This window comes from Anaeromassilibacillus senegalensis (genome assembly GCF_001261775.1).
In the GTDB taxonomy this organism is placed as follows: Bacteria; Bacillota; Clostridia; order Oscillospirales; family Acutalibacteraceae; genus Anaeromassilibacillus; species Anaeromassilibacillus senegalensis.
In genome coordinates, this window is sequence record NZ_LN868537.1 from 773,467 (window position 1) to 798,634 (window position 25,168).

Annotated in this window: 20 protein-coding genes and 1 riboswitch; of the genes, 7 read left to right on the forward strand and 13 right to left on the reverse strand. The window is 51.1% G+C overall.

Translation table 11 applies throughout. The annotated features are described in order from the left end of the window. Positions 1 to 6: 6 nt before the first annotated feature. The 6 genes from cobK to BN2106_RS09325 form a co-directional block, all read right to left on the reverse strand. On the reverse strand, positions 7 to 774 hold the full coding sequence (cobK, locus tag BN2106_RS15805) for a precorrin-6A reductase (protein ID WP_050698263.1): 768 nt from the start codon (positions 772 to 774) through the stop codon (positions 7 to 9). After that, a complete protein-coding gene (cobJ, locus tag BN2106_RS09305) occupies positions 774 to 1,505 on the reverse strand; it encodes a precorrin-3B C(17)-methyltransferase (RefSeq protein WP_050698264.1) in 732 nt (243 codons plus the stop codon). Before cobJ ends, cobK begins: the two co-directional genes overlap by 1 nt. A 2-nt stretch (positions 1,506 to 1,507) precedes the next feature. Further along, positions 1,508 to 2,554: a cobalt-precorrin 5A hydrolase gene (locus BN2106_RS09310; RefSeq protein WP_050698265.1), complete on the reverse strand. Its 1,047-nt coding sequence runs from the start codon at positions 2,552 to 2,554 to the stop codon at positions 1,508 to 1,510. Then, positions 2,544 to 3,323: a precorrin-4 C(11)-methyltransferase gene (gene cobM, locus BN2106_RS09315; protein ID WP_050698266.1), complete on the reverse strand. Its 780-nt coding sequence runs from the start codon at positions 3,321 to 3,323 to the stop codon at positions 2,544 to 2,546. The genes BN2106_RS09310 and cobM overlap by 11 nt, the downstream gene beginning before the upstream one ends. Beyond that, positions 3,320 to 4,465, reverse strand: a complete 1,146-nt coding sequence (cbiD, locus tag BN2106_RS09320) for a cobalt-precorrin-5B (C(1))-methyltransferase CbiD (RefSeq protein WP_050698267.1) — start codon at positions 4,463 to 4,465, stop codon at positions 3,320 to 3,322. The genes cobM and cbiD overlap by 4 nt, the downstream gene beginning before the upstream one ends. A 135-nt stretch (positions 4,466 to 4,600) precedes the next feature. Continuing rightward, positions 4,601 to 4,780: riboswitch (cobalamin riboswitch) on the reverse strand. A gap of 21 nt (positions 4,781 to 4,801) precedes the next feature. After that, the gene (locus BN2106_RS09325; protein ID WP_082236433.1) at positions 4,802 to 5,635 is read right to left on the reverse strand and encodes a mechanosensitive ion channel family protein; all 834 of its coding nucleotides are present in this window, start codon (positions 5,633 to 5,635) and stop codon (positions 4,802 to 4,804) included. A gap of 214 nt (positions 5,636 to 5,849) precedes the next feature. Between BN2106_RS09325 and BN2106_RS09330 the strand changes: the two genes are divergently transcribed. From BN2106_RS09330 to BN2106_RS09360, 7 genes are all read left to right on the forward strand, one after another. After that, positions 5,850 to 6,491: a phosphoribosyltransferase gene (locus BN2106_RS09330; RefSeq protein ID WP_050698269.1), complete on the forward strand. Its 642-nt coding sequence runs from the start codon at positions 5,850 to 5,852 to the stop codon at positions 6,489 to 6,491. Positions 6,492 to 6,699: 208 nt separating this feature from the next. Then, the gene (locus tag BN2106_RS09335; RefSeq protein ID WP_050698270.1) at positions 6,700 to 6,918 is read left to right on the forward strand and encodes a hypothetical protein; all 219 of its coding nucleotides are present in this window, start codon (positions 6,700 to 6,702) and stop codon (positions 6,916 to 6,918) included. A 168-nt stretch (positions 6,919 to 7,086) separates the two neighbouring features. Further along, entirely contained in the window at positions 7,087 to 8,907 is a 1,821-nt protein-coding gene (kdpA, locus tag BN2106_RS09340) for a potassium-transporting ATPase subunit KdpA (protein ID WP_050698271.1), read from the forward strand. A gap of 14 nt (positions 8,908 to 8,921) precedes the next feature. Next, positions 8,922 to 10,991, forward strand: coding sequence for a potassium-transporting ATPase subunit KdpB (gene kdpB, locus BN2106_RS09345; RefSeq protein WP_050698272.1), 2,070 nt, complete (start codon positions 8,922 to 8,924; stop codon positions 10,989 to 10,991). A gap of 32 nt (positions 10,992 to 11,023) precedes the next feature. Next, complete coding sequence (kdpC, locus tag BN2106_RS09350) at positions 11,024 to 11,626, forward strand: potassium-transporting ATPase subunit KdpC (RefSeq protein WP_050698273.1); 603 nt, start codon at positions 11,024 to 11,026, stop codon at positions 11,624 to 11,626. 161 nt (positions 11,627 to 11,787) lie between these two features. After that, the gene (locus tag BN2106_RS09355; RefSeq protein ID WP_050698274.1) at positions 11,788 to 14,484 is read left to right on the forward strand and encodes a sensor histidine kinase; all 2,697 of its coding nucleotides are present in this window, start codon (positions 11,788 to 11,790) and stop codon (positions 14,482 to 14,484) included. Then, positions 14,477 to 15,175, forward strand: a complete 699-nt coding sequence (locus tag BN2106_RS09360) for a response regulator (protein WP_050698275.1) — start codon at positions 14,477 to 14,479, stop codon at positions 15,173 to 15,175. The genes BN2106_RS09355 and BN2106_RS09360 overlap by 8 nt, the downstream gene beginning before the upstream one ends. 142 nt (positions 15,176 to 15,317) lie before the next feature. On the opposite strand, the gene BN2106_RS09365 is transcribed toward BN2106_RS09360, so the two are convergent. The 7 genes from BN2106_RS09365 to BN2106_RS09395 all read right to left on the reverse strand — a co-directional run bounded on the left by BN2106_RS09365 (position 15,318) and on the right by BN2106_RS09395 (position 25,025). Then, a complete protein-coding gene (locus BN2106_RS09365; protein WP_050698276.1) occupies positions 15,318 to 16,688 on the reverse strand; it encodes an ABC transporter permease in 1,371 nt (456 codons plus the stop codon). A 39-nt stretch (positions 16,689 to 16,727) separates the two neighbouring features. Beyond that, the gene (locus tag BN2106_RS09370) at positions 16,728 to 18,578 is read right to left on the reverse strand and encodes a COG1361 family protein (RefSeq protein WP_050698277.1); all 1,851 of its coding nucleotides are present in this window, start codon (positions 18,576 to 18,578) and stop codon (positions 16,728 to 16,730) included. A 10-nt stretch (positions 18,579 to 18,588) separates the two neighbouring features. After that, positions 18,589 to 19,329, reverse strand: a complete 741-nt coding sequence (locus BN2106_RS09375; RefSeq protein ID WP_050698278.1) for an ABC transporter ATP-binding protein — start codon at positions 19,327 to 19,329, stop codon at positions 18,589 to 18,591. A 335-nt stretch (positions 19,330 to 19,664) separates the two neighbouring features. Then, positions 19,665 to 21,068 (reverse strand): glycoside hydrolase family 10-like protein, encoded by a 1,404-nt coding sequence (locus tag BN2106_RS09380; protein WP_050698279.1) that lies wholly within the window; start codon positions 21,066 to 21,068, stop codon positions 19,665 to 19,667. A gap of 265 nt (positions 21,069 to 21,333) precedes the next feature. Next, a complete protein-coding gene (locus tag BN2106_RS09385; RefSeq protein WP_082236434.1) occupies positions 21,334 to 23,238 on the reverse strand; it encodes a nucleoside-diphosphate sugar epimerase/dehydratase in 1,905 nt (634 codons plus the stop codon). Between the two features lie 547 nt (positions 23,239 to 23,785). Beyond that, positions 23,786 to 24,400: an ABC transporter ATP-binding protein gene (locus BN2106_RS09390; protein WP_050698281.1), complete on the reverse strand. Its 615-nt coding sequence runs from the start codon at positions 24,398 to 24,400 to the stop codon at positions 23,786 to 23,788. A 10-nt stretch (positions 24,401 to 24,410) separates the two neighbouring features. Further along, entirely contained in the window at positions 24,411 to 25,025 is a 615-nt protein-coding gene (locus BN2106_RS09395) for an ABC transporter permease (protein ID WP_242846290.1), read from the reverse strand. Positions 25,026 to 25,168: the final 143 nt, after the last annotated feature.

Genomic DNA, 25,168 nt, shown 5'->3' on the forward strand with positions numbered 1-25,168 from the left:
GCCTCCTTACAATGAAAACCTTTGTTTTAAATTTGACCAAACGGACTCTAACAAATCTCCCGGCGTCTGCGGCGGTCTTCCAATTACAATCGTTTGAACTCCCGCCGCCTGCGCCGCCTCCAGTTTTTCCATGAATCCACCGGCTTTTCCGGATTCTTTTGTTACCATTGCTCGAATCGTAAACTGATGCAATAAAGCCAAATTTAACTCTTTGGAAAAAGGTCCCTGCATGCAGATCAAATGGCTTGGCGTTATGCCCAGCTCCAAGCCATGCCGGACCGCTTCCACACTGGGCAGGATTCTCACAAACAATCTCTGTTGATAATCCGGTATTTGTGTAAAGGCGGACAGGTCTTTTGAACCCGTCGTCAGCAATACGTTTCCCTGTGTTTTGCGCAAAGCGTCAACCGCTGCCTGCACCCCATCCACATACAGGCAACCTTGCATTTCATGCAAAGGTTCTTCTGCCTGCTCACGCAAAAGGCGCAAACAGTCCACTGCCAGTTTGCGGCAGGCGGACTGAATATGCCTTGTCGCTAACACGGCATACGGATGCGTGGCATCGACCACACAATCCACTGAATGCGCCTGCAAAAATTGCTCAATTTGTTCCTCCTCCATCCGGCCCTGCAAGACCTGCAGCCCCGCGTGCGGCAAAAGAGACGCTCCATAACCAGTCGCAACGCTGACATAGATTTGCAACCCATGCCCAATCAGGCGTTCCGCCAGCTCCCGGCCCTCGCTGGTCCCGGCAAACAGTAATACAGACGGCATTATGCTTCCTCCCGGTATCCCCGCGGCGTCACCAGTTTCCCTTGAATCATTTTTGTCTGCGAATTTCCAATAAAAACTGTTGTAAACATGTCCGCCTGGTAGCGCTGTAACTCCTCCAACGTCATATATGCGGCGGTTTCCCCTTTGCGCCCGATGTTCCGAACCACACCGGCAGGCGTATTCGGTGAGCGGAACCGCAAAAGAATTTCGCAGGCTTTTTGCAGATAGTCCGCCCGTTTCTTGCTGGAAGGATTGTACAGGCAGATCGAAAAATCAGCCTCTGCTGCACAGGCCAGACGCTTCTCAATCAGTTCCCAGGGCGTTAAAAGATCGCTCAAGCTGATCACCGCAAAATCGTGGGAAAGCGGCGCACCCAACAGGGCCGCCCCGCTGCATGCCGCTGTTACCCCCGGAATCACCTCTACCTCCAGGTCCGGATAAACGGACGCCGCTTCCAGAACCGGACTTGCCATTCCATAAACACCGGCATCCCCGCTGCAAACGATGGATACGGTCTTTCCGCCGGCGGCTTCTTCCACCGCGACCCGGCAGCGTTCTCTCTCCCCCCGCATGGGCGTAGAAATCTGCTTTTTCTCTGGATAAAACGGTGCAATCTGCTCCACATATCCGGTATACCCAACAATGACATCGCTTTTCTCCAGCGCGGCTGCGGCGCGGTTGGTCATCTGCTCCGGTGCGCCTGGTCCAAGCCCTACAACGTATAGCTTCATATCTATTCTCCTTCCGCGCGTGGAAAAACAACCGTCCACGGCTCCGCCGCAACGGCAACTGTCACCCCATCGTAAACCTGCTTTGGGAGAATAAGGCGCTCTCCGCCGATGACAGCCGCCCGTTCACAGACATTGTCCACACCGGTCACTTTTTTTACAAAATCCGAGCCGGAAAACTGACCGGAAACCCGCTCTAAGTGCTCTGCTGTATAAAATTTTCTGTCAAGCCTATAAGCTTTACAGAACTCAAGAATGCCGATTTCATGCGCTTTCAGGTCAATCGATGCAACTTTTCTCACATTTTCAATGTAAAGTCCTATCCCTTGCAAGGCGTTTTTTACAACATTCTCTATTTTTCCCTTAGAAACACCCTTTTTACAGCCAATTCCCACAGTTAAGACACGTGGAATCAACCAACAGGTCGTTTGAAAGCGCGGCCTTGACTGCAAGGAAATCTGGATACCGATTTCCCCTTCCTGCATCCATGCCAGCCCATTCGGCAATGTTCCCTGCACAGGAAAGTCACTGTAGAAACCAACCGTTTGCCCGTTCAGCAGCGCGGCGGATACCGCCTTTGCCGCCGCAAAATCAGCGATCATCATTTGATTTTCCACCGCCCAGGTATCCACCGCAAACAGTCTGTTGACATCCGTAGCGGTCGTTATGACTGGCGTTGCGCCGGTCCGGTTGGCAATTACCTTTGCCAACGCATTTGCGCCGCCAACATGCCCGGAAACCAGAGATATCACAAAATGCCCGCATTCATCCATTACAAGGACGGCCGGATCCTCTTTTTTACTCCGCAGATACGGCGCGATGCTCCGCACGGCTATTCCGCAGGCACAGACAAACAGGAGTGCGTCTGCATGGAAAAAAGCCTGCTCCGTCCAGTTGGAAAGCGTTTGTTGAAGCGGCATAACGGATGTTTGCACCGCATAGTTTTCCGGGGCAAACGCTTGACAGCTATGCCCTTCTTCTTCCAGCAAAAAGGCCATTTGGGCCGCCAGCTTTGCTCCTTTTGCAGAAAAGGCAATCAATTCAATCTTCATGTATGCTCTCCGGACACCCGGCTGTCCGGTATCCATGGGAAAAAGAGGGGTCATACAATTTAGAGCGGTCATACTGATTTCCCAAAAATCCGCCCACCAGAATCAACGCTGTTTTTTCGATTCCGTTTTCTTTCGCCATTCGCGGCAGCTCCTCCACCGTCCCGCGTACCACCTTCTCATCCGGCCAGGTCGCTTTATACACGATCGCAGCCGGCGTATCCGATGCGTATCCGCCGGAGAGCAGATGTTCCCTGAGCGCCTTTAAATACCCTGTACTGAGGAAAATCACCATTGTCGCGCCGTGCGAAGCCAGTTTTTCAATCTCTTCCCTTTCCGGCACAGGGGTACGTCCCGCCATTCGGGTAATGATAACCGACTGGGAAACGCCGGGCAGCGTGTATTCCGCGCACAGAGCGGCGGCGGCTCCGCAAAAGGAACTGACTCCCGGTACCACTTCATATGCAATGCCCTGTGCATCCAGTGCGTCCATCTGCTCGCGAATCGCTCCATAGAGGCAGGGGTCCCCCGTATGCAGCCGCACCACCGTTTGACCGGCTTTTTCCCCCGCGCGCAACACCTGCAATACTTCTTCCAGCGTCATACGGGCGCTGTCATAAATCCGGCACTCCGGCTTCGTATACTCCGTAAGAATCTGCGGATTGACCAAAGAACCCGCATAAACAACGACATCCGCCTTCTGCATCAGGCGTGCGCCACGAACCGTGATCAGGTCCACCGCTCCGGAGCCTGCCCCTACGATATAGATCATGTTTTATCTTCCTCTCTGAGCCGCCTCATCAGGTCAGCGGCCCTGTCCGTCTGCCCCAAGACGCCATAAGCATCGGAAAAAGCAATTGCTGCGGTCTGCAAACTTCCATGTACGCGCAGATCCATGTGATCGGCAATTTTTTTTAGGACAGTATCCATTACCGGATGCATAAGCGCTTGTCCATCCAGTATGGAAAGCGCTTCATCTGTTGCAGCACAGTCCATCAACTGGGCAATTACGGACGCGTCCGCCCCATGCAGCGCCGCATGGGCCGCTAAAATCTCCATCCGTCCATCAGCATAACGGGAATGCGTATTCATGATGCCGCCCGCCAGTTTTACCAGTTTTCCAATATGGCCCACTAAGAGAATACCGTCGAATCGAAGCTCCACCGCAAGGTCCAACATGTCCCCCATATAATTGCTGCACTGCACCGCCCTGCACGGCAGGCAAAGACCATCATGTAAAAACGTTTCCCCATAATTGCCGGGTACCACCGCCGCCACCTGCGCGCCGTTCGTTTTCATCTGCGTCAGCTCGGCACGTATTGTCTCAATCAACGCGCGTTCGCTCATTGGTTCTACAATACCGGTTGAACCCAGAATCGAAATACCACCCTCGATTCCCAACCGGGGATTAAAGGTTTTTTTAGCCAGTTCCGCACCATTGGGAACGGAAATCCGAACGAGCATTCCGCCTGGATACGCATAGTCCCGGCAGACCTCTTGTACATTCCGGATAATCAGTTCGCGGGGACCGGGATTAATCGCCGCTTCCCCTACCGCACATTTCAGTCCTGCCCGCGTGACGCGCCCAACGCCTTCGCCGCCTTCCACAAGAATGTCTTGGTCGATACGGGTCACATGCGCATAAACCAAAACGCCGTTGGTAATGTCGGGGTCGTCTCCACTGTCTTTTTGAATGGCGCAGGAAACCTCCCCTTTTTCGATCCGCACATTCTGGACGGTCAAACGCAGAAAAATCCCCTTGGGCGTCATCAGGCTGACTTCCTCTATCTGCTTTTCAGACAGGAGCATCACCGCCGCCGCTTTCGCCGCCGCGGCGGCGCAGGAACCCGTTGTGTAGCCGCAACGCAGCCGTTTTTGTCCCCGGTATACGTATTCCTCCAGCTTCAACGGCATACCTCCTGTAAAAACAAAAAAACCATCCAGTAACTCGCATTACCGAATGGCGTGAATTGCAAATGAAAATGGGCGCGGCACCCCCGCGCATCATGTTCACTTATCAGCCACACGCGCTCCAGTACCGTGGAGGGTCGCATGAATAGGAATACGGCAGGTATTCTGGCTCATACATCGACACACCGCTCCGCCTTCCCGGTTTACCAGTGGCTCATTGGGGCAGCGCTCCGTATTCACAGCAACGGACTTGCGCAGGATTCACACCTGCTTCCCTTTTTATCCGCAAAAGCGGAACCTGTATTCTGCTGATTATTTTAAGCGAATTTCCTTTGTTTGTCAACTGAGGTGATTCACATGGACATCCATCTGCGGAAAGGGAATATTGATTCCCGCCTGATCAAAGGCCAGCTTGACGTCCTCCTGCATCTGATAATACAGCGTATAATAGTCGTCTGTTTTGCACCAGATGCGAACAACCATCTGGATGCTGCTGTCCTGATGCTCGCCCACCGCAATCAACGGCTCCGGTTCCCTTTCAACCAGCGGATTTTTCTCCGCAAGCGCGCGAAGCAGCGCCTTTGCCTGGGCAATATCGGCATCGTAGGCGATGGAATAACTGAGATCCAGCCGCCTGGTCATCATCGCAGAGTAATTGGTGATGGTGCTCACCGTCACCTTTGAGTTTGGAATGACGATTTCCTTGTTGTCAAACGTGCGCAGTGTGGTGAACATGATTTCAATCCGCTCCACTTTGCCCTCCACGCCGTCCAGCAGGAGGTAGTCCCCCACGGCAAACGGTTTGGTAAAGATAATCTGTGCGCCGCTGGCAATATTGGTCATATTATCCTTCAACGCCAGACCGATCGTCACACTCGCGGCGCCCAACGCGGTAATTACGGAAGCGACAGGCACACCAAGCCGTGCCAAAGCTGTAATACATACAAATATTTGTACAGTTGCCTTAAGCAAAGAACAGATAAACGAGATGACGCCTGCCTCCGCTTTTGTGCGGGACATGGCACGCCTCATAAACCGGACAACAAGTTTGCTGAGCCACCAACCTAAAACCAAAATGATTATCGCACTGAGTATGTCGCCTAATAAACCTGGCCCTGACTCTTCCAACCACTTTAGAAAAGATTCCCACAGCTTATCAGATGCATTCCCCACAAAAACGCCTCCCCTTGGCTATTTCATATGACTACTCATTAAATATACTGGAAACGATCTTGAAAAACAAGCCCTTACAAAGAGAATTTGGGTGTATTTTGTATAGTTTAACCTATATTATTGAACTTTGTATTGCATATTTTAGAAACAAATGTTATAATGCAATTGTAACCAAAAGAAAATTCATTCCAGCAATGGAGAATGGAGGCAGTTTATGGAAAGCAGAGCAATCAAGATTAAATCCCCCAAAAACAGCAAAATATCCATCAGTGTGATTCCGGGTCACTTTGCAACGAACCACTCACACGTCAATTACTATATCGACATGACCAGTATCAAACACCGGCATGCAATGGCTTATGAAGCCGCCGCAACCATGGCGATGCGCTATGAGAACAACACGCCCATCGATACAATCATCTGTATGGACGGCTGCGAGATTATTGCCGCTTTCCTTGCGCAGTATCTGGCAAAGTCCGGTATTATGTCGATGAACGACAAAAGCGATATTGCTATTATTACCCCGGAATTCAACAGCAACGGGCAAATGATTTTCCGCGATAATATTCAGAAAATGGTCTGGGAAAAGCGGGTTCTGCTGCTGGTCGCCTCAGCGACCACGGGTAAAACCATCAACCGTTCGCTGGAGTGCATCAAATACTACGGCGGAAGCGTCATGGGAATTTCCGCTATTTTCAGCGCAATCTCTGAAATGGGCGGCATCCATATTGACAGCATCTTCACCAGCAGTGACGTGCCCAATTATCAGACTTATCTGTTTAAGGACTGTCCGGATTGCCAGCAAAAACGTAAAATTGACGCCATTGTCAACAGCTATGGGTACTCAAAAATCTAATGTAAGGGCCATTAAAGCCAATCGGGATTATGTTTCCTGGTTGGCTTTTTTATTTCTATAAATCATAAGCATATTTTGCGCCGCAGCTAAAAAGCTGCGGCGCTTTTTTGATCTTTACGTTTTTTTAACCTCATTGCCTGTTCCCCTGCAACCATCTTAACGAGACGGCACTTACAATAATGGTAGAGAACACAAAGGAGGAAAAAGTATGAACATAGATACAATGGATATCCGCCATCCAGACAATGTGAAAAAACACCACAAATACAACATAGAACCGTTTCTCGGCCAATTTACCAACCGTCATCCGTTCCTGTCTTTTTGGGCGGTGCTGGTGGGAATTCCCACAGTGGTGCTCAGCGCCGTCGGGGTTTTGGCAACTATGATAATTCTCCCGATCGCCTGGCTGATGGGCTGGCCTTTATAAAATCTTAACGCTTTTACCTCGTCTCCTTATACCGAATTAAACGCGCCTGTATTAAACTGAAACGCAAAAGGAGGAAGACAATATGCAAATACTGATTGGCCTGATCGGCCTGACTGCCGTGGCATTGTTGGTCTACTATGTCGCGATTCTGATGAGAGGTGACAAACAATGATGGGAACGGTCATACAGTACATCCTTTATCTCGTAATTCTGGTTCTCCTGGCAATCCCCCTTGGGGCTTACATCGGCAAGGTCATGAACGGTGAAAAAACCATTCTGTCAAAAGTTTTTGTCCCGTGTGAAAATCTGGTTTACAAAGTCACGCGAATTGATAAAAACGAGCAGATGAATTGGAAAAAGTACACCGTATGCACCCTGCTTTTTTCCGCTGCCGGTTTGGTGGGGCTTTTTCTCCTGCAAATACTGCAGGGCTTTTTGCCAGGGAACCCACAGCACCTTCCCGGCGTCCCATGGGATCTCTCGTTTAATACCGCCATCAGCTTCGTAACAAATACCAACTGGCAGGCGTACAGCGGAGAAAGCACGCTCAGCTACTTAACGCAATCTCTGGGCCTGACGGTTCAGAACTTTGTGTCCGCCGCAACCGGCATCGCTGTCCTGTTCGCATTGATTCGCGGCTTGATTCAGGTAAAAAAAGAGGAGTTAGGAAGCTTCTGGGTGGACATGACACGCGTTATCGTCCATATTTTGCTCCCTTTAAACCTTGTAATTGCGGTTTGCCTGGTGGGCGGCGGCGTAGTACAAAATTTAAAGCCCGCGGAAACTGTTGATCTGCTTGAACCGATCGCTGTAAGCGCCAAGGGCGAAATCCTTGAAAACGCTGATATTGATCTGGAAACCCAAACCGTTACCGTAAGCGGAGAAACCATTTCCAATGCACAGATCGTCACACAGCAAATTGTTCCGCTCGGCCCCGCTGCCAGCCAGATTGCCATCAAGCAGACCGGTACCAACGGCGGCGGATATTTTGGCGTGAACGCTGCGCATCCCCTGGAAAATCCAAATCCATTCACCAATATGATGGAAATGATCTCTTTGCTCTTAATTCCTGCGGCCCTCTGTTTTACCTTTGGGCGCAATATTAAGAATAAAAAGCAGGGAATCGCTATCTTCATGGCCATGTTTCTCTGCCTGGCGCTCGCCTTGTCCGTGGTTGCCGTCAATGAGCAGCTTGCAACGCCGCAGCTTTCGCAAAACGGCGCCGTGGATACCGCTGTTTCGCAGATGCAGGCAGGCGGCAATATGGAAGGGAAAGAAACGCGTTTTGGTATTGCAACCTCCTCCACCTGGGCGGTCTTCACCACTGCCGCTTCCAATGGCTCCGTCAACTCTATGCACGACAGCTATACCCCGCTCGGCGGTATGATTACCATGCTGTTGATGCAGTTGGGCGAGGTCATCTTTGGAGGCGTCGGCTGCGGGCTCTACGGTATGCTCGCCTTCGCCATCCTGACGGTATTCATTGCCGGGTTGATGGTGGGCCGCACGCCGGAATTTCTCGGCAAAAAGATTGAACCATATGAGATGAAATGGGCCGTGGCGGTCTGTCTCGCCACACCGGTTGCCATTCTGATCGGCAGCGGAATTGCCGCCGCGCTCCCCAGCGTGGCGGATAGCCTAAACAACGGCGGCGCACACGGCTTCTCAGAGATCTTGTATGCGTATTCTTCCGCCGGCGGGAACAACGGGTCTGCTTTTGCGGGATTTAACGCAAATACCGTATTTTTAAATGTTTCGCTTGGGCTTGTGATGCTGTTTGCACGCTTTATTCCCATCGTCGGCACCATGGCGATCGCGGGCAGCCTTGCGTCCAAAAAGAAAGCTGCCACGACGGCGGGAACGCTCTCTACCACCAATGCCATGTTTGTATTTTTGCTGATCTTTATTGTGCTCCTGGTTGGCGCGCTGAGCTTCTTCCCTGCGCTTTCTCTCGGTCCGATCGCGGAATACTTCAGCAGCATTGTTTAAAGGAGGTTTTAGAAATGGCAACAAAAACAAAAAGCCCCTTTATGGATCAAAAGATACTGGCGAGAGCAACCAAGGATTCTTTTATCAAGCTTGCACCTAAAACGCAGGCTAAGAATCCCGTCATGCTGTTGGTTTACATCTCCGCGATTTTGACCACCATTCTGTGGGTCGTTTCTCTGTTTGGTTTAAAAGATGTCGGTTCCGGGTACACACTGGCCATTGCTGTTATCTTGTGGTTCACCGTGCTGTTTGCCAATTTTGCGGAAGCCATCGCGGAGGGACGCGGCAAGGCGCAGGCCGACGCGCTGCGCGCTTCCCGGAAGGATGTGGAGGCACATCAGATTCCCTCTGCGCAACAAAAAGACACGGTCACCTGCGTCCCCTCCGCCTTGCTGAAAAAGGGCGATTTCGTAATTGTAAAAGCCGGTGAGCAAATTCCCGCGGACGGCGAGGTGGTTGACGGCGCCGCATCTGTGGATGAAAGCGCCATTACCGGCGAGTCCGCGCCGGTGATCCGTGAGAGCGGCGGTGACCGCAGCGCCGTCACCGGCGGCACCACGGTTCTTTCTGACTGGATTATAGTGGAGGTCACCAGCGAAGCCGGCCAGAGCTTTTTAGATAAAATGATTGCTATGGTCGAAGGCGCCTCCAGAAAGAAAACGCCAAACGAGATCGCGCTGCAAATCTTCCTGGTCGCATTGTCCATCATCTTTATTCTGGTCACGGTTTCCCTCTACACCTATTCCATCTTCTCCACCAACCAGGCGGGTATTGCCAACCCCACTTCCGTCACTACCCTGGTTGCCCTTCTGGTCTGCCTCGCCCCGACGACCATCGGCGCATTACTCTCCGCCATCGGCATCGCGGGTATGAGCCGTCTGAATCAGGCCAACGTCCTCGCGATGAGCGGGCGTGCGATCGAAGCCGCCGGTGATGTAGATATTCTGATGCTGGATAAAACCGGCACAATCACACTGGGAAACCGTCAAGCAAGCGCGTTTGTGCCGGTAGACAGCGTCTCTGCCGAAGAGCTGGCAGACGCCGCACAGCTTTCCTCCCTTGCCGACGAAACGCCGGAAGGCCGCAGTGTGGTCATTCTGGCAAAGGAACTTTTCCACCTGCGCGGCAGGAGCCTGAGCGATAAACATATGCATTTTATTCCTTTTACAGCTAAAACCCGTATGAGCGGTGTTGACTACGAGGGAAATGAAATTCGCAAGGGGGCGGCCGATTCCATCCGTGATTACGTTTTGGAAAACGGCGGCGTCTACAGTGAGGAATGCGAAGAAACGGTCCGTAAAATTGCCGGGCAGGGCGGTACGCCACTGGTGGTAGCGAAAAACCACAAGGTACTCGGCGTTATTCACCTGAAGGATATTATCAAGCAGGGCGTACAGGAAAAGTTTGCGGACCTGCGCAAAATGGGCATTAAGACCATCATGATCACCGGCGACAATCCTTTGACCGCGGCCGCGATTGCGGCGGAAGCAGGTGTGGACGATTTTCTCGCAGAGGCTACGCCGGAAGGCAAGCTCGCCATGATCCGGGATTTCCAGTCAAAAGGCCATCTGGTTGCGATGACAGGCGACGGCACGAACGACGCGCCTGCACTGGCGCAGGCGGACGTCGCCGTGGCCATGAACAGCGGTACACAGGCCGCTAAGGAAGCGGGCAACATGGTCGATCTGGACTCCTCCCCCACCAAGCTGATCGACATCGTCCGCATCGGCAAACAGCTTTTAATGACCCGCGGCAGCCTGACTACCTTTTCCATTGCAAACGATGTGGCGAAATACTTTGCAATCATACCCGCACTGTTCATGGGGCTTTATCCCGGTCTGGCCGCGCTCAATATCATGGGGCTGCATTCCCCGCAGAGCGCTGTGCTGTCCGCCATCATCTACAATGCGCTGATCATCGTCGCACTGATCCCGCTCGCATTAAAAGGCGTTAAATATCGCGAACTGCCTGCTGGGAAGCTTCTTTCCCGCAATCTGCTGATCTATGGTGTCGGCGGGCTGGCAGCTCCCTTCATCTTTATTAAATTGATCGATACGCTGCTTGTTCTGTTGGGATTGGCATAATACTAAACTCTGATAAAAAGGAGAGACAGATTATGAAAGCAATGAAATCCACCCTTTTACGCACCGTGCTGTTTTCACTGACCTTTACGATTATCTGTGGTGTGATTTACACCGCTCTGGTCACCGGCATTGCCCAGCTGCTCTTCCCCAAGCAGGCAAACGGCAGCATCATTGAAGTGGGCGGAAAAAAATATGGCTGTGAGCTATTGGGACAGCAATACACGGACGACGCACACCTTTGGGGCCGCATCATGAAAGTGGATGTCGGCACCTTCACGGCGGAGGACGGCACGCCGCTGATGTATGCCGCTCCCTCCAATCTCAGTCCGGCGAGTGAGGAATATCAGGCCCTGGTGCGGGAGCGCATCGAGAAGCTCCGCGCCGCAAATCCCGACATGGATGAAACTGCCATTCCGGTGGATCTGGTCACCTGTTCCGGGAGCGGCCTGGACCCCCACATTTCTCCCGCTGCCGCGGAATATCAGGTGCCCAGGCTGGCAAAAGCCAATCAAATAACGGAAGACGAAATCCGCGCCATGATCCGGGAATGTACCGATGGTAAATGGCTGGGCCTATTTGGAGAAGAAACCGTTAACGTGTTGGAAGTTAACCTTCGTTTGGATGGCATTCTATAAATCTTTATACGTTCTTAATACCCTTAACGCGACCCATTATGTCACGTTAAGGGTATTTGTGTTATAATAACCGTCGGGATATAAAACATAGCTTCAGCGATAAAAGAAACTAATTTCAAGATTCATATGGTTAAATAACCTAATGGAATGAGGTGAGGCTCATGGACGGTTTCCGATCCGATCCCGATGAACTCCTACGAAAGATCAAAAAAGAAGAGCGTTCCCAGCAGGTGACAGGCCATTTAAAAATTTTCTTCGGGTACGCGGCGGGCGTTGGCAAGACTTACGCCATGCTGAAGGCCGCTCACGCCGCTCAACGACGCGGAATGGATGTTGTCATCGGATATGTGGAGCCACATGCCAGGCCAGAAACGACCGCGCTTTTTGAAGGGCTGGAACAGCTCCCCGATCTCGTCGCTGCACATAGGGATATCACCCTGCATGAGTTTAACCTGGACGCCGCCATGCAGCGCAAACCACAGCTGATCCTGGTGGATGAACTGGCACATACAAATGCGGAAGGCTGCCGCCATGCAAAGCGGTATCAGGATATTCAGGAGCTGTTAAAGGCGGGGATCCATGTATACACAACGATCAACGTGCAGCATATCGAGAGCTTAAATGATATTATTGCTTCCATTACCGGCGTAGCTGTACGGGAGCGCATTCCGGACTCTGTTTTTGACAACGCCGATCAGGTCGAGCTGGTCGACATCGAGCCGGAAGAATTAATAGAGAGATTGAACGCCGGAAAAATATACCGGGAAACACAGGCGCAAAAAGCATTGGGAAATTTCTTTGATATTAAAAATTTGACCGCTTTGCGGGAAATCGCTTTGCGGCGGTGCGCGGACCGGGTCAATCGGATGTCTGAAAAAGTGCGCCTGTCTCACCGGGACATCTATTACACCGACGAGCACATTTTGGTTTGCGTCTCCTCCTCTCCCACAAATTCCAAAATCATACGCACCGCCGCGCGGATGGCAAACGCCTTTAAGGGTGCCTTTACGGCTTTGTTTGTGGAAACGCCCAGCTTCCTTCAAATGAACGAAGCAGATAAAAACCAGCTGCGGGAAAACATTCGCTTGGCGCAGCATTTGGGAGCCACTTTAGAAACCGTATATGGAGACGATATTCCCTTTCAAATCGCGGAATTTGCCCGTTTGTCGGGCGTCTCCAAAATTGTCATGGGGCGCAGCAACATGCAGCGGAAATACGTCTGGAGTAAACCGTCGTTAACGGAAAGGCTCATCACATTGGCGCCAAATTTGGATATCCACATCATTCCGGATCAAAATACTCCCATCTACAAACGGAAACGTATGCGGCAAAAGAAAGGACGCGTCGTCCTGCTGGACGCAGTCATCAGCATCTTGCTGCTGGTGGCTGTCACGCTGGTCGGATTTGCATTCCGACAGCTTGGTTTCTCAGAAGCTAACATCATCACGGTTTATATTCTGGGCGTACTGCTCACCGCCGCGTTTACAAACCAGCGTATCTACAGCCTGATCTGCTCCGTGGTCAGCGTTCTGACCTTCAACTATTTCTTTACGGAACCGTATCTGACGCTGAAGGCCTATGACGAAGGATATCCTGTTACCTTTTTGGTCATGTTTCTGTCCGCCTTCATCACCAGCACGCTGGCCGTGCGGATGAAACAGCAAACAAAGCAGGCCTCTGAGGCCGCGTTTCGCACCAAAATCCTGCTTGAAACCAATCAGTTGATCCAAAAAGGGAAAGGCAAAAACGAAATTATTTCCGTTGTCGCTAATCAATTGGTTAAACTGCTTCGGCGCGATGTAATCTTCTACTTAGCGGCGCAGGATACGCTCTCCGAGCCCATCCCCTTTACCGTCGGCAGCCCCCCCATTTCCCCGGCATATATCGCCGCCAATGAACGCGCGGTCGCCTCTTGGGTTTGCAAAAACAACAAGCATGCCGGCGCTACCACAAATACGCTTGGGAATGCAAACTGCCTGTATCTGGCGATCCGCGTCAACGATACCGTATATGGCGTTGTGGGAATTGCCATGCCGGGGGAACCGCTCGACACATTTGAAAACAACATTATGCTTTCTATTTTGGGTGAGTGCGCACTGGCGCTTGAGAACGAAACAGCACTGAAGGAGCGTGAGCAAAGCGCCCTGCTGGCAAAGAATGAGCAGCTCCGCGCCAACCTGCTGCGTTCCATCTCCCATGACCTGCGGACGCCGCTGACCTCGATCTCCGGCAATGCCGGTATTCTGCTGGCCAACGCAAACGACATGGATGAGAAAAGCCGCAAAAAGCTCTATCTGGATATCTACGACGACTCTCTGTGGCTGATCAATCTGGTGGAAAATCTTTTGTCCGTCACCCGCATCGAAGACGGCACCATGAAGCTGCGCCTATCCGCCGAGCTGATGGAAGAGGTGATTGCGGAAGCACTGCGGCATGTGAACCGTAAAAGCACGGAGCACAAAATTGTCGTCCAGCAGCCTGACGAGTTTTTACTCGCTAAGATTGACGCGCGTCTGATCATTCAGGTAATGATCAATATTGTGGACAATGCCATCAAATACACGCCGCCTGGTTCCAATATCACCATTACGACTTCCGCTCAGGATGGCAACATTATTGTTGAGATTGCCGATGATGGCGATGGCATCCCGGACGACGCAAAGGCCCATATTTTTGAGATGTTTTACACCGCAAACAAAGGACTTGCCGACAGCCGGCGCAGCTTGGGGCTGGGCCTGTCGCTCTGCAAATCGATTATCGCCGCGCACGGCGGCGAAATTTCCGTACGCAACAACTCCCCCAAAGGAACCATCTTCCGTTTTACATTACCCAAAGAGGAGGTAACGTTACGTGAATAAACCACTTGTACTGGCCGTAGAGGATGACGCGGCCATTCGCAACTTAATCTCCACCACACTGGAAACGCACAACTATAGGCATCTTACCGCAGCAAGCGGGGAATCCGCCATTATGGAGGCAGTTTCACACAATCCGGATGTCGTATTGCTCGACCTGGGCCTTCCGGATATCGATGGCATTGAAATCATCCGAAAAATACGATCCTGGTCCAACATGCCAATTATTGTCATCAGCGCCCGTAGTGAAGAAACCGATAAAATAGAGGCGTTGGACGCGGGCGCAGACGACTACTTGACAAAACCCTTCTCTGTGGAGGAGCTGCTTGCCCGTCTGCGCGTCACCTTCCGCCGGTTGAATTACTCCGCCAACAATACGGGAAATGAAAGCGCCGTATTTGAAAACGGGAATTTGAAAATCGATTACTCCGCCTGCTGTGTATATTTGGACGGAAAGGAGCTGCATTTGACCCCGATTGAATACAAGCTGCTTTGCCTGCTCTCCAAAAATGTAGGCAAGGTCCTCACGCACTCCTTTATCACACGGGAGGTCTGGGGCAGTTCCTGGGAAAACGACGTTGCTTCCCTGCGCGTCTTTATGGCAACCCTGCGGAAAAAAATTGAAAAGGACCCTTCTTCTCCCCAATACATTCAAACCCATGTAGGAATTGGCTACCGGATGCTCAGGGTTTAATCATATCCTAAAAAAGTGGTTTCTTCTCAATGGACGTTTCCACAAATAATTGGCAAAAATAGCGATTCCCCTTCGCCGCAGGCGAAGGGGAATCGCTATTTTTTATGCGCGCACACTCCATTGTGAGACATCCATTTTTTGATTATTCCTGTTTGATTGCCGTCAAAGCGCTGATCTTCACTGCACGGTTCGCCGGATAAAACCCGGAAACCAATCCAATCATTGTGGCGAACACCAAAGCGCCCAACGCAAGCCACGGCGGAATGATGGAAATACTGGTTCCGCCCATTCCCATTCCAAACATACCGCCCATCGCGCTCCCTTCTCCTCCGGCTGAAAACGTGTTGATGCCAAAGGAGATTGCGTAGCTGAAGGCGAGTCCCAATACGCCTCCTATAAAGCCGATGGTCCCGGCCTCCACCAAAAACATCGCGCGGATATTGCCGATCACGCAGCCAAGCACCTTCATTACGCCAATTTCACGCGTCCGCTCATAAATGGACATGATCATCGTGTTGGTGATGCCGAGTGCCGCAACCAGCAGGGAAATCGCGCCCAGTCCGCCCAGGATCATCTGGATGGTACGCATCTGCTCTTCCAGCGGTTTGCGGATGCTTTCCATGCTGAATGTATCGGAAAATCCCATCGCCTGAATCGCTTCCTGCACCTCCGCCACCGTCTCCACGCTGTCCGCCTTAACGCTGACATTCTGGTATCCCTGCGCCTGCTGCGTTTTGTCCACCTTGATCTTATTGATCTTGTTATACTTTTCCTGCAGCTCCTTTGCAAAGGAGATATCCATGAAAACCGCGTAGCCCGGCGGTGGACTGCGGCTCCAGTCGTCCCCCATGACGCCGATGCAGTTCAATTTAATCGGTTTCTGCTTCTTGCTGGCTGTCGTGGTTCCAGGCGAATTGCTGTCCTGTTCATTGATGACCAGTTCCAGCTTGTCCTCCAGCGGATCTACATAGGGATCCGGAATGTTTCCCGTCACATCCGGCTGTTCAAAAATCATGTTATTACTGGTCTTCTTCGTGTTATAAAAATTGTAAAGTGCGGAATGTCCAAACAGAATGGTATGCGCATCAAAATCTTCTCCTGGCATTTCGCCGCGCTCTACAGTATACCCAAAATCATTGAGCGCCTTCATATTGACGCCGTAAATCTGCCCTTGATACGCATATTTTCCGCTGTTGATCGTCACCGCGTTCCAATCCAGATTATATACCGGTGTAACCGCCGCCACATGCGGCAGGGCGGCTATCTGTTCTACCGCTTTATCATCCAGCGGATTGTCGGTATTCGTCTGGTTGTAATTGTTAATCTGTATAATCGTCAGATCTCCCATACCCTCCATCATGGTATTCATGCTTTCCCGAATTCCGATACCAAAAGAAACCATGACCACAATGGCGCAGGTGCCGATAATAACGCCGGCGACGGTAAGAAGCGTACGCACTTTACGTTTAAAAAGGTTACTCAGGCTCATACCAATCATATCTTTTATTTTCATACGATGAGCCCTCCTTTCCCTAACACCGACGGCCTCATTTTATTGTTTCTCTTCATTGGCCGCCATATCGTCGTAATCGTCGTCCTCTTCCAGCATGCGCAGTTTTCTGGCCTTCACTTTACGTCGAATCAGGATAATAATGATAATTAACAGAATTGCGCCGCCTGCCACGACCAAGCCGACAGCCCAGATGGGAGGCCCGGAAGTTTCCGGCGGGATTTCGGGAGGCATTTCTCCCCCATCTATTCCCCCGTTCATGTCCGGCAGTGGGATGACATCGCACGCGAATTCTTTCTGTATTTCTTTTAAGTCTCCATTGGAATCCTCATAAGAAAAGGTCGCCGTGCCGGACATCGTGCCTTCCTCCAGCGGCGTGAGAGACGCGTCGAAGGAGTCGCCGGTTCCGGAATCCACGTTGCCGATATAAGTAGAAGCCTCTGTGGAAGTAAAGTTTCCTTCCAGAGAAACGGATAAGTTAAAGATTTTGCTCTTGCCCTTATTCACATAGTTAATGCTGAGCTGGCCCTGGTCTCCCATGTAAATTGGTCCATAAAGGTCTACCTGGTTGACCTCAAAGCGGTCCGGCTGTGTCAGCGGAATTGCGATGGTTTCCGTCCCCTTCAAGTCCGACTTACGGACATTATCCACCACTGCCTCATAGGTGTAGTCAATGGTGACGCCGTAGGACTTGGGCGCCGCATCCACCTTGGGATAGAGCGCAATTTTCTCCTGAAAACTTCCGCCGCCGCCCACCTTGGGAATAAAAAAGGTGTTGGACGAGTTGGCAGGCGTAAAGGCCACCACACCTTCGTCGCCGTCGGGCGCAGCAGATACCGTCATTTTCAGGTTTTCAATCGCGACGTTCGGACTCGTATTTTTAAAGTTCATGCTCAACACAAATTCCTGACCGCCCGTGACAGAAAGCCCGCCGTAATCGTAATTCTGGATAATGATCTGCGGGATACTGGTGGAAAGACCGTCCTCTTTGTCCTCTTCGCTCACCTTAGTTCCTTTGATCGGGATAAACATACGCGGAGAGATATTGGATTCCGCCGCCAAATCGCTGGACGAAAGCTTGACGGCAACCGGATAGCTCTTGTCTTCCATTTTGGTCGCGCAGACCAGCGGATACGTCAGTGTCGCTGTCCCCTGCGCCATCAGGGAGTCGATATAGAGTGTATCGGTCGTCCCGCGCATGGAAATATCTGGCGCGTTGGTGTTATCAAACGCAGCCACAATATTGTTGCAAACGACGCCGCTGTTATTTTTAATCGTCACCTTCAGGTTAAACGGATCGCCTTCTTTAATACCGGTTGGAGGGTCTGTCTCATAGGAAACCACCGTCAAAATCGGCTTCTTTTCCTCATCCTCCGAGCTGGTCGTATCGCCAATTGGATCAAAAATTGTTTTCTGTACGGTAAAGGAATTCAGCTTCCCTCCGTTAGAATCATAATAGGTAATTTTAAAACGCAGCGTACCGACGGCGTCGCCAACGCGCTTCATGTACTTTTCCGGAATCGTCAGCTTATAGGAAAAGTCAGATTCCGTCAGCGCCCCGGACTCCGTTGGGTCGGGTATTTCCACATCCTCGGTAATAATTTCGCCCTTTTCGGTAGAATAGCTTTTCTTGCCCAGAGAAATCGCACTTGTCACACTGCTGACGTCGATATCAATGTTTTCCGGCAGTGTTCCAATAAAATCGTCGTGGTCAAAAATAAATGTCGCCTCAAACGGGGTCCCTTTGGAAACCGTCTGCTTCTCGCTGTACACCTTGGGGTCCGGCTGGTATTTCACAGTATCCGCCGCCGCCGGCAGCGATGAAACGACAACGCTGCAAACCAACACCAGCATCGTAAGAAGTGCCATCCCTTTTTTCACTGTCTGTCTCATAAGTTCCTCCTTATCCGTTTGCGGCGGCGGAAACCGGTTCCGCTTTGTCCGCAAAGGAAAGTATTGATTGATTGGGTCCGTCGCTGACAATGCTGCCGTCATGCAGGTTGATGATTCGGTCCGCATACTGTGCAATATTGATATCATGCGTTACGATAATCAGCGTCTCGTGATAGCGTTTGGCCATTCCTACCATGATTTCCATGACGTCGCGGCTGGTCTTGCTGTCCAGGTTGCCGGTCGGCTCATCCGCAAAGACAATTTTCGGCTTGGCGACAAACGCCCTGGCAATACCAACGCGCTGCTGCTGGCCGCCGCTCATCTGTGTCGGCTTATGCATCATGCGGCTCCCCAGCCCAACTGCTTTGAGCATATGAACTGCCTCTTTGGTTCGCCTTCTCTTATTTACGCCTTTGAACATCAAAGGCATCGCTACGTTTTCAATGGCAGTCTGCGTCGGCATCAAATTGTACGACTGAAAAACGAAGCCAATATTTTGCTGGCGAAACCGCGCCCACTGCCTCTCTGAGAATGAGGTGACATTCGCTCCTGCAATGACGACCTTCCCCTTTGAGGGCTTTTCCAGTCCTGCCATAATATTCAGCAGGGTGGATTTACCAGAGCCGGAGGTTCCCAGAATACAGCAGATTTCCCCTTGTTCGATCATAATATTGATGCGTCCAAGTGCGACAATTTTCTCGTCGTCTACCCGGTACACTTTTCGGATATCCTTTACTTCAATCAGGCTCACGGTTGTTCTCCTCTTATGTACAAACGTAAAATTACCACATTTTTGGCAAATTGCTATGCTATCATCGCATAAAGAGACAAAGTCTTTATCACAACGCTACAATGTTCGTTCATGCGTCAAAATCTCTGATTTTGCTGACGCCGTGCGGTTATTATACCATATAACAGAAATAATTGCTCTATTTATGAAAAGACTGTAATTTTTTCTTCATTCTTTTTCAACATATCTTCTCTGTTTCGTGTTAAAAACGCAAAACAGCCCGCCGGGCAGGAATATCTCTCCTGCCGGCGGGCTGCGCTGACTCCCATATTTCTATGGAAATCGTTTACCGGTCCTTATCCATTCAGGAGTTTTTTAACATTCTCCATCTCCGTTTTGGTCTGCGTATTATCCAAATACGCCCACGCGTACAACATAAAGCCGTCGCATCCCAAGCTCCGTGCCGTCTGAATCTGACGGGATATGATATTGTTCGATTTTTCCCAGCCGCCGGAGGTCGTACCCGCCTTATAAAGCGCAAGGCCGATATAGATCTTGACATCCTTTGCCGTCACCATGCTCTTCCACTGCTTTGTCAGTTTCTCATAGGGGGCGGTTGGATGGTCGTAGGTCCAATAGATCTGTGGGCAGATATAGTCGATATAACCAGGCGTACTACACCAGGTATACACATCCGCGCCCGCGTTCAGATCGTTGGTGATATTTCCCTGCGGGGAAATGCCAAATACCACATTGGGCTTTACCTCTTTAATCATCTTATAAACAGATGAAACCAGGCTGTTGATATTTTGTGTGCGCCACTTTCCAATTTCCAAGGTGGAACCACTGGCTATGTAGGCTTGCTGGTCAAGCGTTACTTCCTTGGAGTTGACGTTGAACGGATAGAAATAGTCGTCAAACTGCACGCCGTCCACATCGTATTTCTGAACCACCTCTTTAATCCCATTGACGATATAATCCCGCACCTGCGAGTAGCCGGGATTCATGTATACACCGTCGTCTTTTGTAAAGGTCCAGTTGGTTTTTGCCGCGTCCTTCTGCCACACGGTGTGCGGACTGTTGGAAGCCAGCGTCGGCGGGTAGTTGCCCTTCTTGATTCGCAGCGGATTAAACCACGCATGGAACTCCATACCGGCCTGATGCGTAGCGGAAACCATATACGCCAACGGGTCGTAGCCGGGGCCTTTTCCCTGCGTGCCGCTCAGGAAATGCGTCCACGGATAATAACTGGACGGGTAAAACGCATCTCCATGTGAACGCACATGCACCACAAGGGCGTTTGCGCCGCTGTTCTTCGCTTTTGCTATAATATCATTGTATTTTCTTTGGAACGCTTCATAGCTCTTATCGGCGTCTTTGCTCATGTCCAGGCTGAGAAAAGGCACCCATACGGCCCGCATCTCTTTTGTCTGCGTCACGGCGGGAGCATTTGCCTGCGGACTGTCCAGCGTTCCTTCTTTCAGCTCCGCGTCCGGTGTTCCGGTTGAGGGCGTTTTCTCCAAAAAGATCGGATTGGAGGAGGGCTCCTCCGAAACGGGCTCATGCGATACGACAATTTCCGGGGAACTGCTGCCGGGAAGCTCCGGTAATTCAGAGGACTCCGGCGCCAGCGATTCGCTGGAAACCGTACTGCTGGAGGAAACCGGCTCTTCCGGCGCCGGCGTGCTGGTACAGGCCATGCTTGTGCACAACAGGGCGGCAGCGGCAAAAGCCGCCAAAATTCGCTTCAATGGCTTCACTTTGGTACTCTCCTTTTCTCTACGTCTCACGGTCGGTACGTTTCTGCGCTTTTTATTAGTATCATGCGGAAGCGCTTACCTATAAAAATTATGTATAGTATACAGGAAAAAACCGCCTATTTCAAGAAATACAGCTTAAGATATCCACTTTTCCTCAATCAGGCATCATTCCAAAATGTGGTTTTCCGCAGCAAAAAGCGCCTTCCTATATAATACAGGAAAGGCGCTTAAAATCTTTCACACTTTGTACAAATAATTTTAAAATTTATGCCTTCTGCTCTTCCACTGCCAGCAAGTCGCTCTTTTCGGCGTGACCGGAGTATGTGGGCACCAGCCTATGAACAATTTCCATCATCTTCACGTTGTCAAAGCCCGCCACTTCACGCAATCCTTCAATCTCACTCAGGAAGCTGTCCTCATCAAAGGGAATGGGCTTTCCAATGTAGATCAATTCGTGCGATGTTTTTTGACAGCCGCCTTCGCTGTCCAGTAAAAGCTCCTCATAGAGCTTCTCTCCGGGACGCAGTCCGGAATATTCAATCCGGATATCCACGTCCGGTTCCAAACCGGAAAGACGAATCAGATTGCGCGCCAAATCAACAATCTTGACAGGTTCTCCCATGTCCAGAATAAAGATTTCCCCGCCGCGCGCCATGCCGCCTGCCTGAATGACCAGACGTGCCGCCTCCGGGATTGTCATAAAATACCGGATGATCTCCGGGTGCGTGACCGTCACCGGACCGCCCGCCGCAATCTGCCTTTTAAAGAGCGGAATCACACTGCCGTTGCTGCCCAATACGTTGCCAAACCGGACCGCAACATAATCTGTCACCCTGCTGTGGCGGCTGCAATACTGAATGATCAGCTCGCAGATACGCTTTGTTGCACCCATAATATTGGTCGGATTGACCGCCTTATCGGTGGAAATCATAACCATTCGTTTGACGCCGTATTTATCACAGGTCTGCGCCACATTTAACGTGCCGAAAACATTGTTTTTTACCGCTTCCCCAGGGCTGAGTTCCATCAGCGGCACATGCTTATGCGCGGCCGCATGGAACACAACGTCCGGTTTGTACACGGAAAAAATATGCTCCACACGCGCTTTATCCCGCACAGAACCGATCAGCACGTCCAATTTCAGGTTGGGGAACTTCATAAGGAGCTCGTTTTGCAGGTCATAAGCGTTGTTTTCATAAATATCGAAAATAATCAGCTTTTTAGGATGGAAGTGAACGATCTGACGGCAAAGCTCCGAACCGATGGAACCGCCTCCGCCTGTAACCAGCACGGTTTTCCCCTGCAGATAACCGCTGATTTCCGCAATATTCAGATCCACTTCGTCGCGTCCAAGCAAATCGAGAATATCCACATCACGGACCGTGAGGTGCTCCATGTTCTCTTCCAGGATTTCATATAAAGCGGGAATCGTCTTCAGCTTGCAGCCGGTCTTTGCACAGATACTCAGAATGTCCTGCCGGTCCTGCTTTTTTGCCGAGGCGATCGCCAAAACAATTTGATCCACATTGTAGCGCGCCGCCATGCGCGGGATGCTCTCGCGCCCACCGACTACCTTAACGCCATGAATCCGGGTGCCGCGCTTGCTCTTATCATCGTCAATCGCAACCACCGGAATGCCCTTGCTCTCCGGCGCCGTCTTCATATCCTTAATCACCAGGGAACCCATCTCCCCCGCGCCGACCACCATGACGCGGTGGAATTCCTCCTGGTCCGTCTGTGACTGCTTGCGCTTACGCCTGTGCCACAGGCGGATGGCAAACCGCGACCCACCGACAAACAGGAACATCAGTGCCCAGCCCATCAGATAAACAGGAATTGGCAAACGATTGGTATGGAAAACCGGCTCCGCCATAACAAAGCCCATTGCTGTGACCAGGACGCTTGATATGGTGACACCATAAAAAATTTGCAGCAATTCGTCCAAGCTGGCAAACTGCCACATCGTATTATAGAACCGCGCCAAAAAGAAGACCAGGATGCAGATACCGGTCGCCCACGGGATCTGTTTCTGGAAATACTCAAATTCCCACCAGGGCACATTTCCATCGAACCGAAGCATCAGCGCAATCCAATAGCTGAAATACACCCAGACGATATCAAAAACCACCTGGGGCAAAGCAGACCAGATGCTGGCTCTTTTTTGTCTCATTATCATTCCCCCAACTGTATCAATCCTGCGGGCTCCCGCATCTATTTTATGGGTTTTTATCCCTGTTTTTTAAGCAGTGAGCTTATTTAAGCATGCCCGATTCCATGTGGTGTTCACACCACTCTGTATCTTCATTCACTTCACCAAGCTGGCATGCTTTAATGTTCTCCCAGCCGTCGGAAGCTCCGCTTCCGGTCACGGCGTGCGGTTATTATAGCATGTCCGATTTCACATGGTGTTCACACCACCCTGTATCTTCATTCACTTCACCAAGCTGGCATGCTTTAATGTTCTCCCAGCCGTCGGAAGCTCCGCTTCCGGTCACGGCGTGCGGTTATTATAGCATGTCCGACTCCATGTGGTGTTCACACCACCCTGTATCTTCATTCACTTCACCAAGCTGGCATGCTTCAATGTTCGCTCAGGCGTCAAAATCTCTGATTTTGGTAACGCCGTGCGGTTATTATAGCACAAATTCCCTCTATTGGGAACAAATTCTCTCCATGCTCCGGAAAATCCTCTAAAATCCACGTTTTTTGACCGCGGGTTATGCATGGATTTTCTCTGTTTGCACAATCCTCAAAGGCGGCCCCTCCAAGTAGACAATGCGGTCCGCCAGCAAGCGTGCTTCCTCCAGATCGTGCGTCACCAGGATTTTGGTCTTTCCTTTTGTATGCGTGCATAATAAATCCATCATTTGCCGCCGGGTAGCCTGATCTAGCGCACGAAACGGCTCGTCCAGCAGCAAAGGGTCTCCACCGTAGGCTAAAGCCCGCGCCAATGCAACTCTTTGCCGCATGCCGCCGCTCATCTCTGCGGGACGTTTCTCCGCCGCATCCTCCAATCCGACCAGACGGAGCCACTCCATTGCGGCCTCCTTCTGAGAATGTTCCCAAACAACCGAGACATTTTCAACCGCACTGATCCACGGCAAGAGGCGGTCTTCCTGAAACATATAAGAGATTTTCTGCCGCTCCATTCCAGCTATCGTTCCGGAATCCAGTCTTTCCAAAGAAGCGATACATTGCAGCAGCGTCGTTTTCCCGCATCCAGACGGCCCGAACAGACAAACAGTCTCCCCTTGGGGAACCGTCAGGGAAAAATGGTCCAGAACCTTCTGTGGTCCGTATGTTTTGCAGACGTCTTTTATCTGTAATTCCATCGTTTTCCCCTCAAGACAGGCTGTATTTTCGGCTGACAGCACGCATGATATGGGTCATCATCCATTCCAGCAGTACACTCAGCAGGATGACCACGACCGTCCAGGCGAACAAATCCACCGTTTCAATATAAATCTTAGCGCTGTAGATATGCCCGCCGATCGAATATTTTGTATTGGCCAGCACCTCCGCCGCAACGCCCGCCTTCCATGCAAGGCCCATCCCCGTTGTACATGCCGCCGTGAAATACGGCAGGATGGAGGGCACATACACGCGCCGTACCGTCTTTGCCGCACCAAAACGATATACCCGCGCCATCTGCAAAAGATTCCGGTCCGTTTTGGCGATTCCGTTGGTGACATTGGCCCAAACCACAGGCAAGACCATCAAAAAGGACGTAAAAGCAGGGACATAGGGCGATTCAATCCAAACCAATGCCAGCAGAATAAACGAGGCAACAGGCGTCGATTTCACAATCGATATAACGGGACGAAACAAACCATTCGCCAAACAAGATACAGAGGTCAATACCGCCAGAACCGTCCCTGTGAACACTGCCGCTAAAAAGCCGCTTACGATGCGGACCATGGAATATCCCGCGGACAGCCAAAATTCTGTTTCCCGCATAAGCTCTGTCAACCGGAGAAAAACGCGGACAGGCGATACAACCAGTATCTCCTGTTTGACCGCTAAATATAGAACCTGCCAGACTGCCAGCCAGAATAAAGCGATCAATATTTTTTGCACGACTCGCGCCGGATATGATTTCC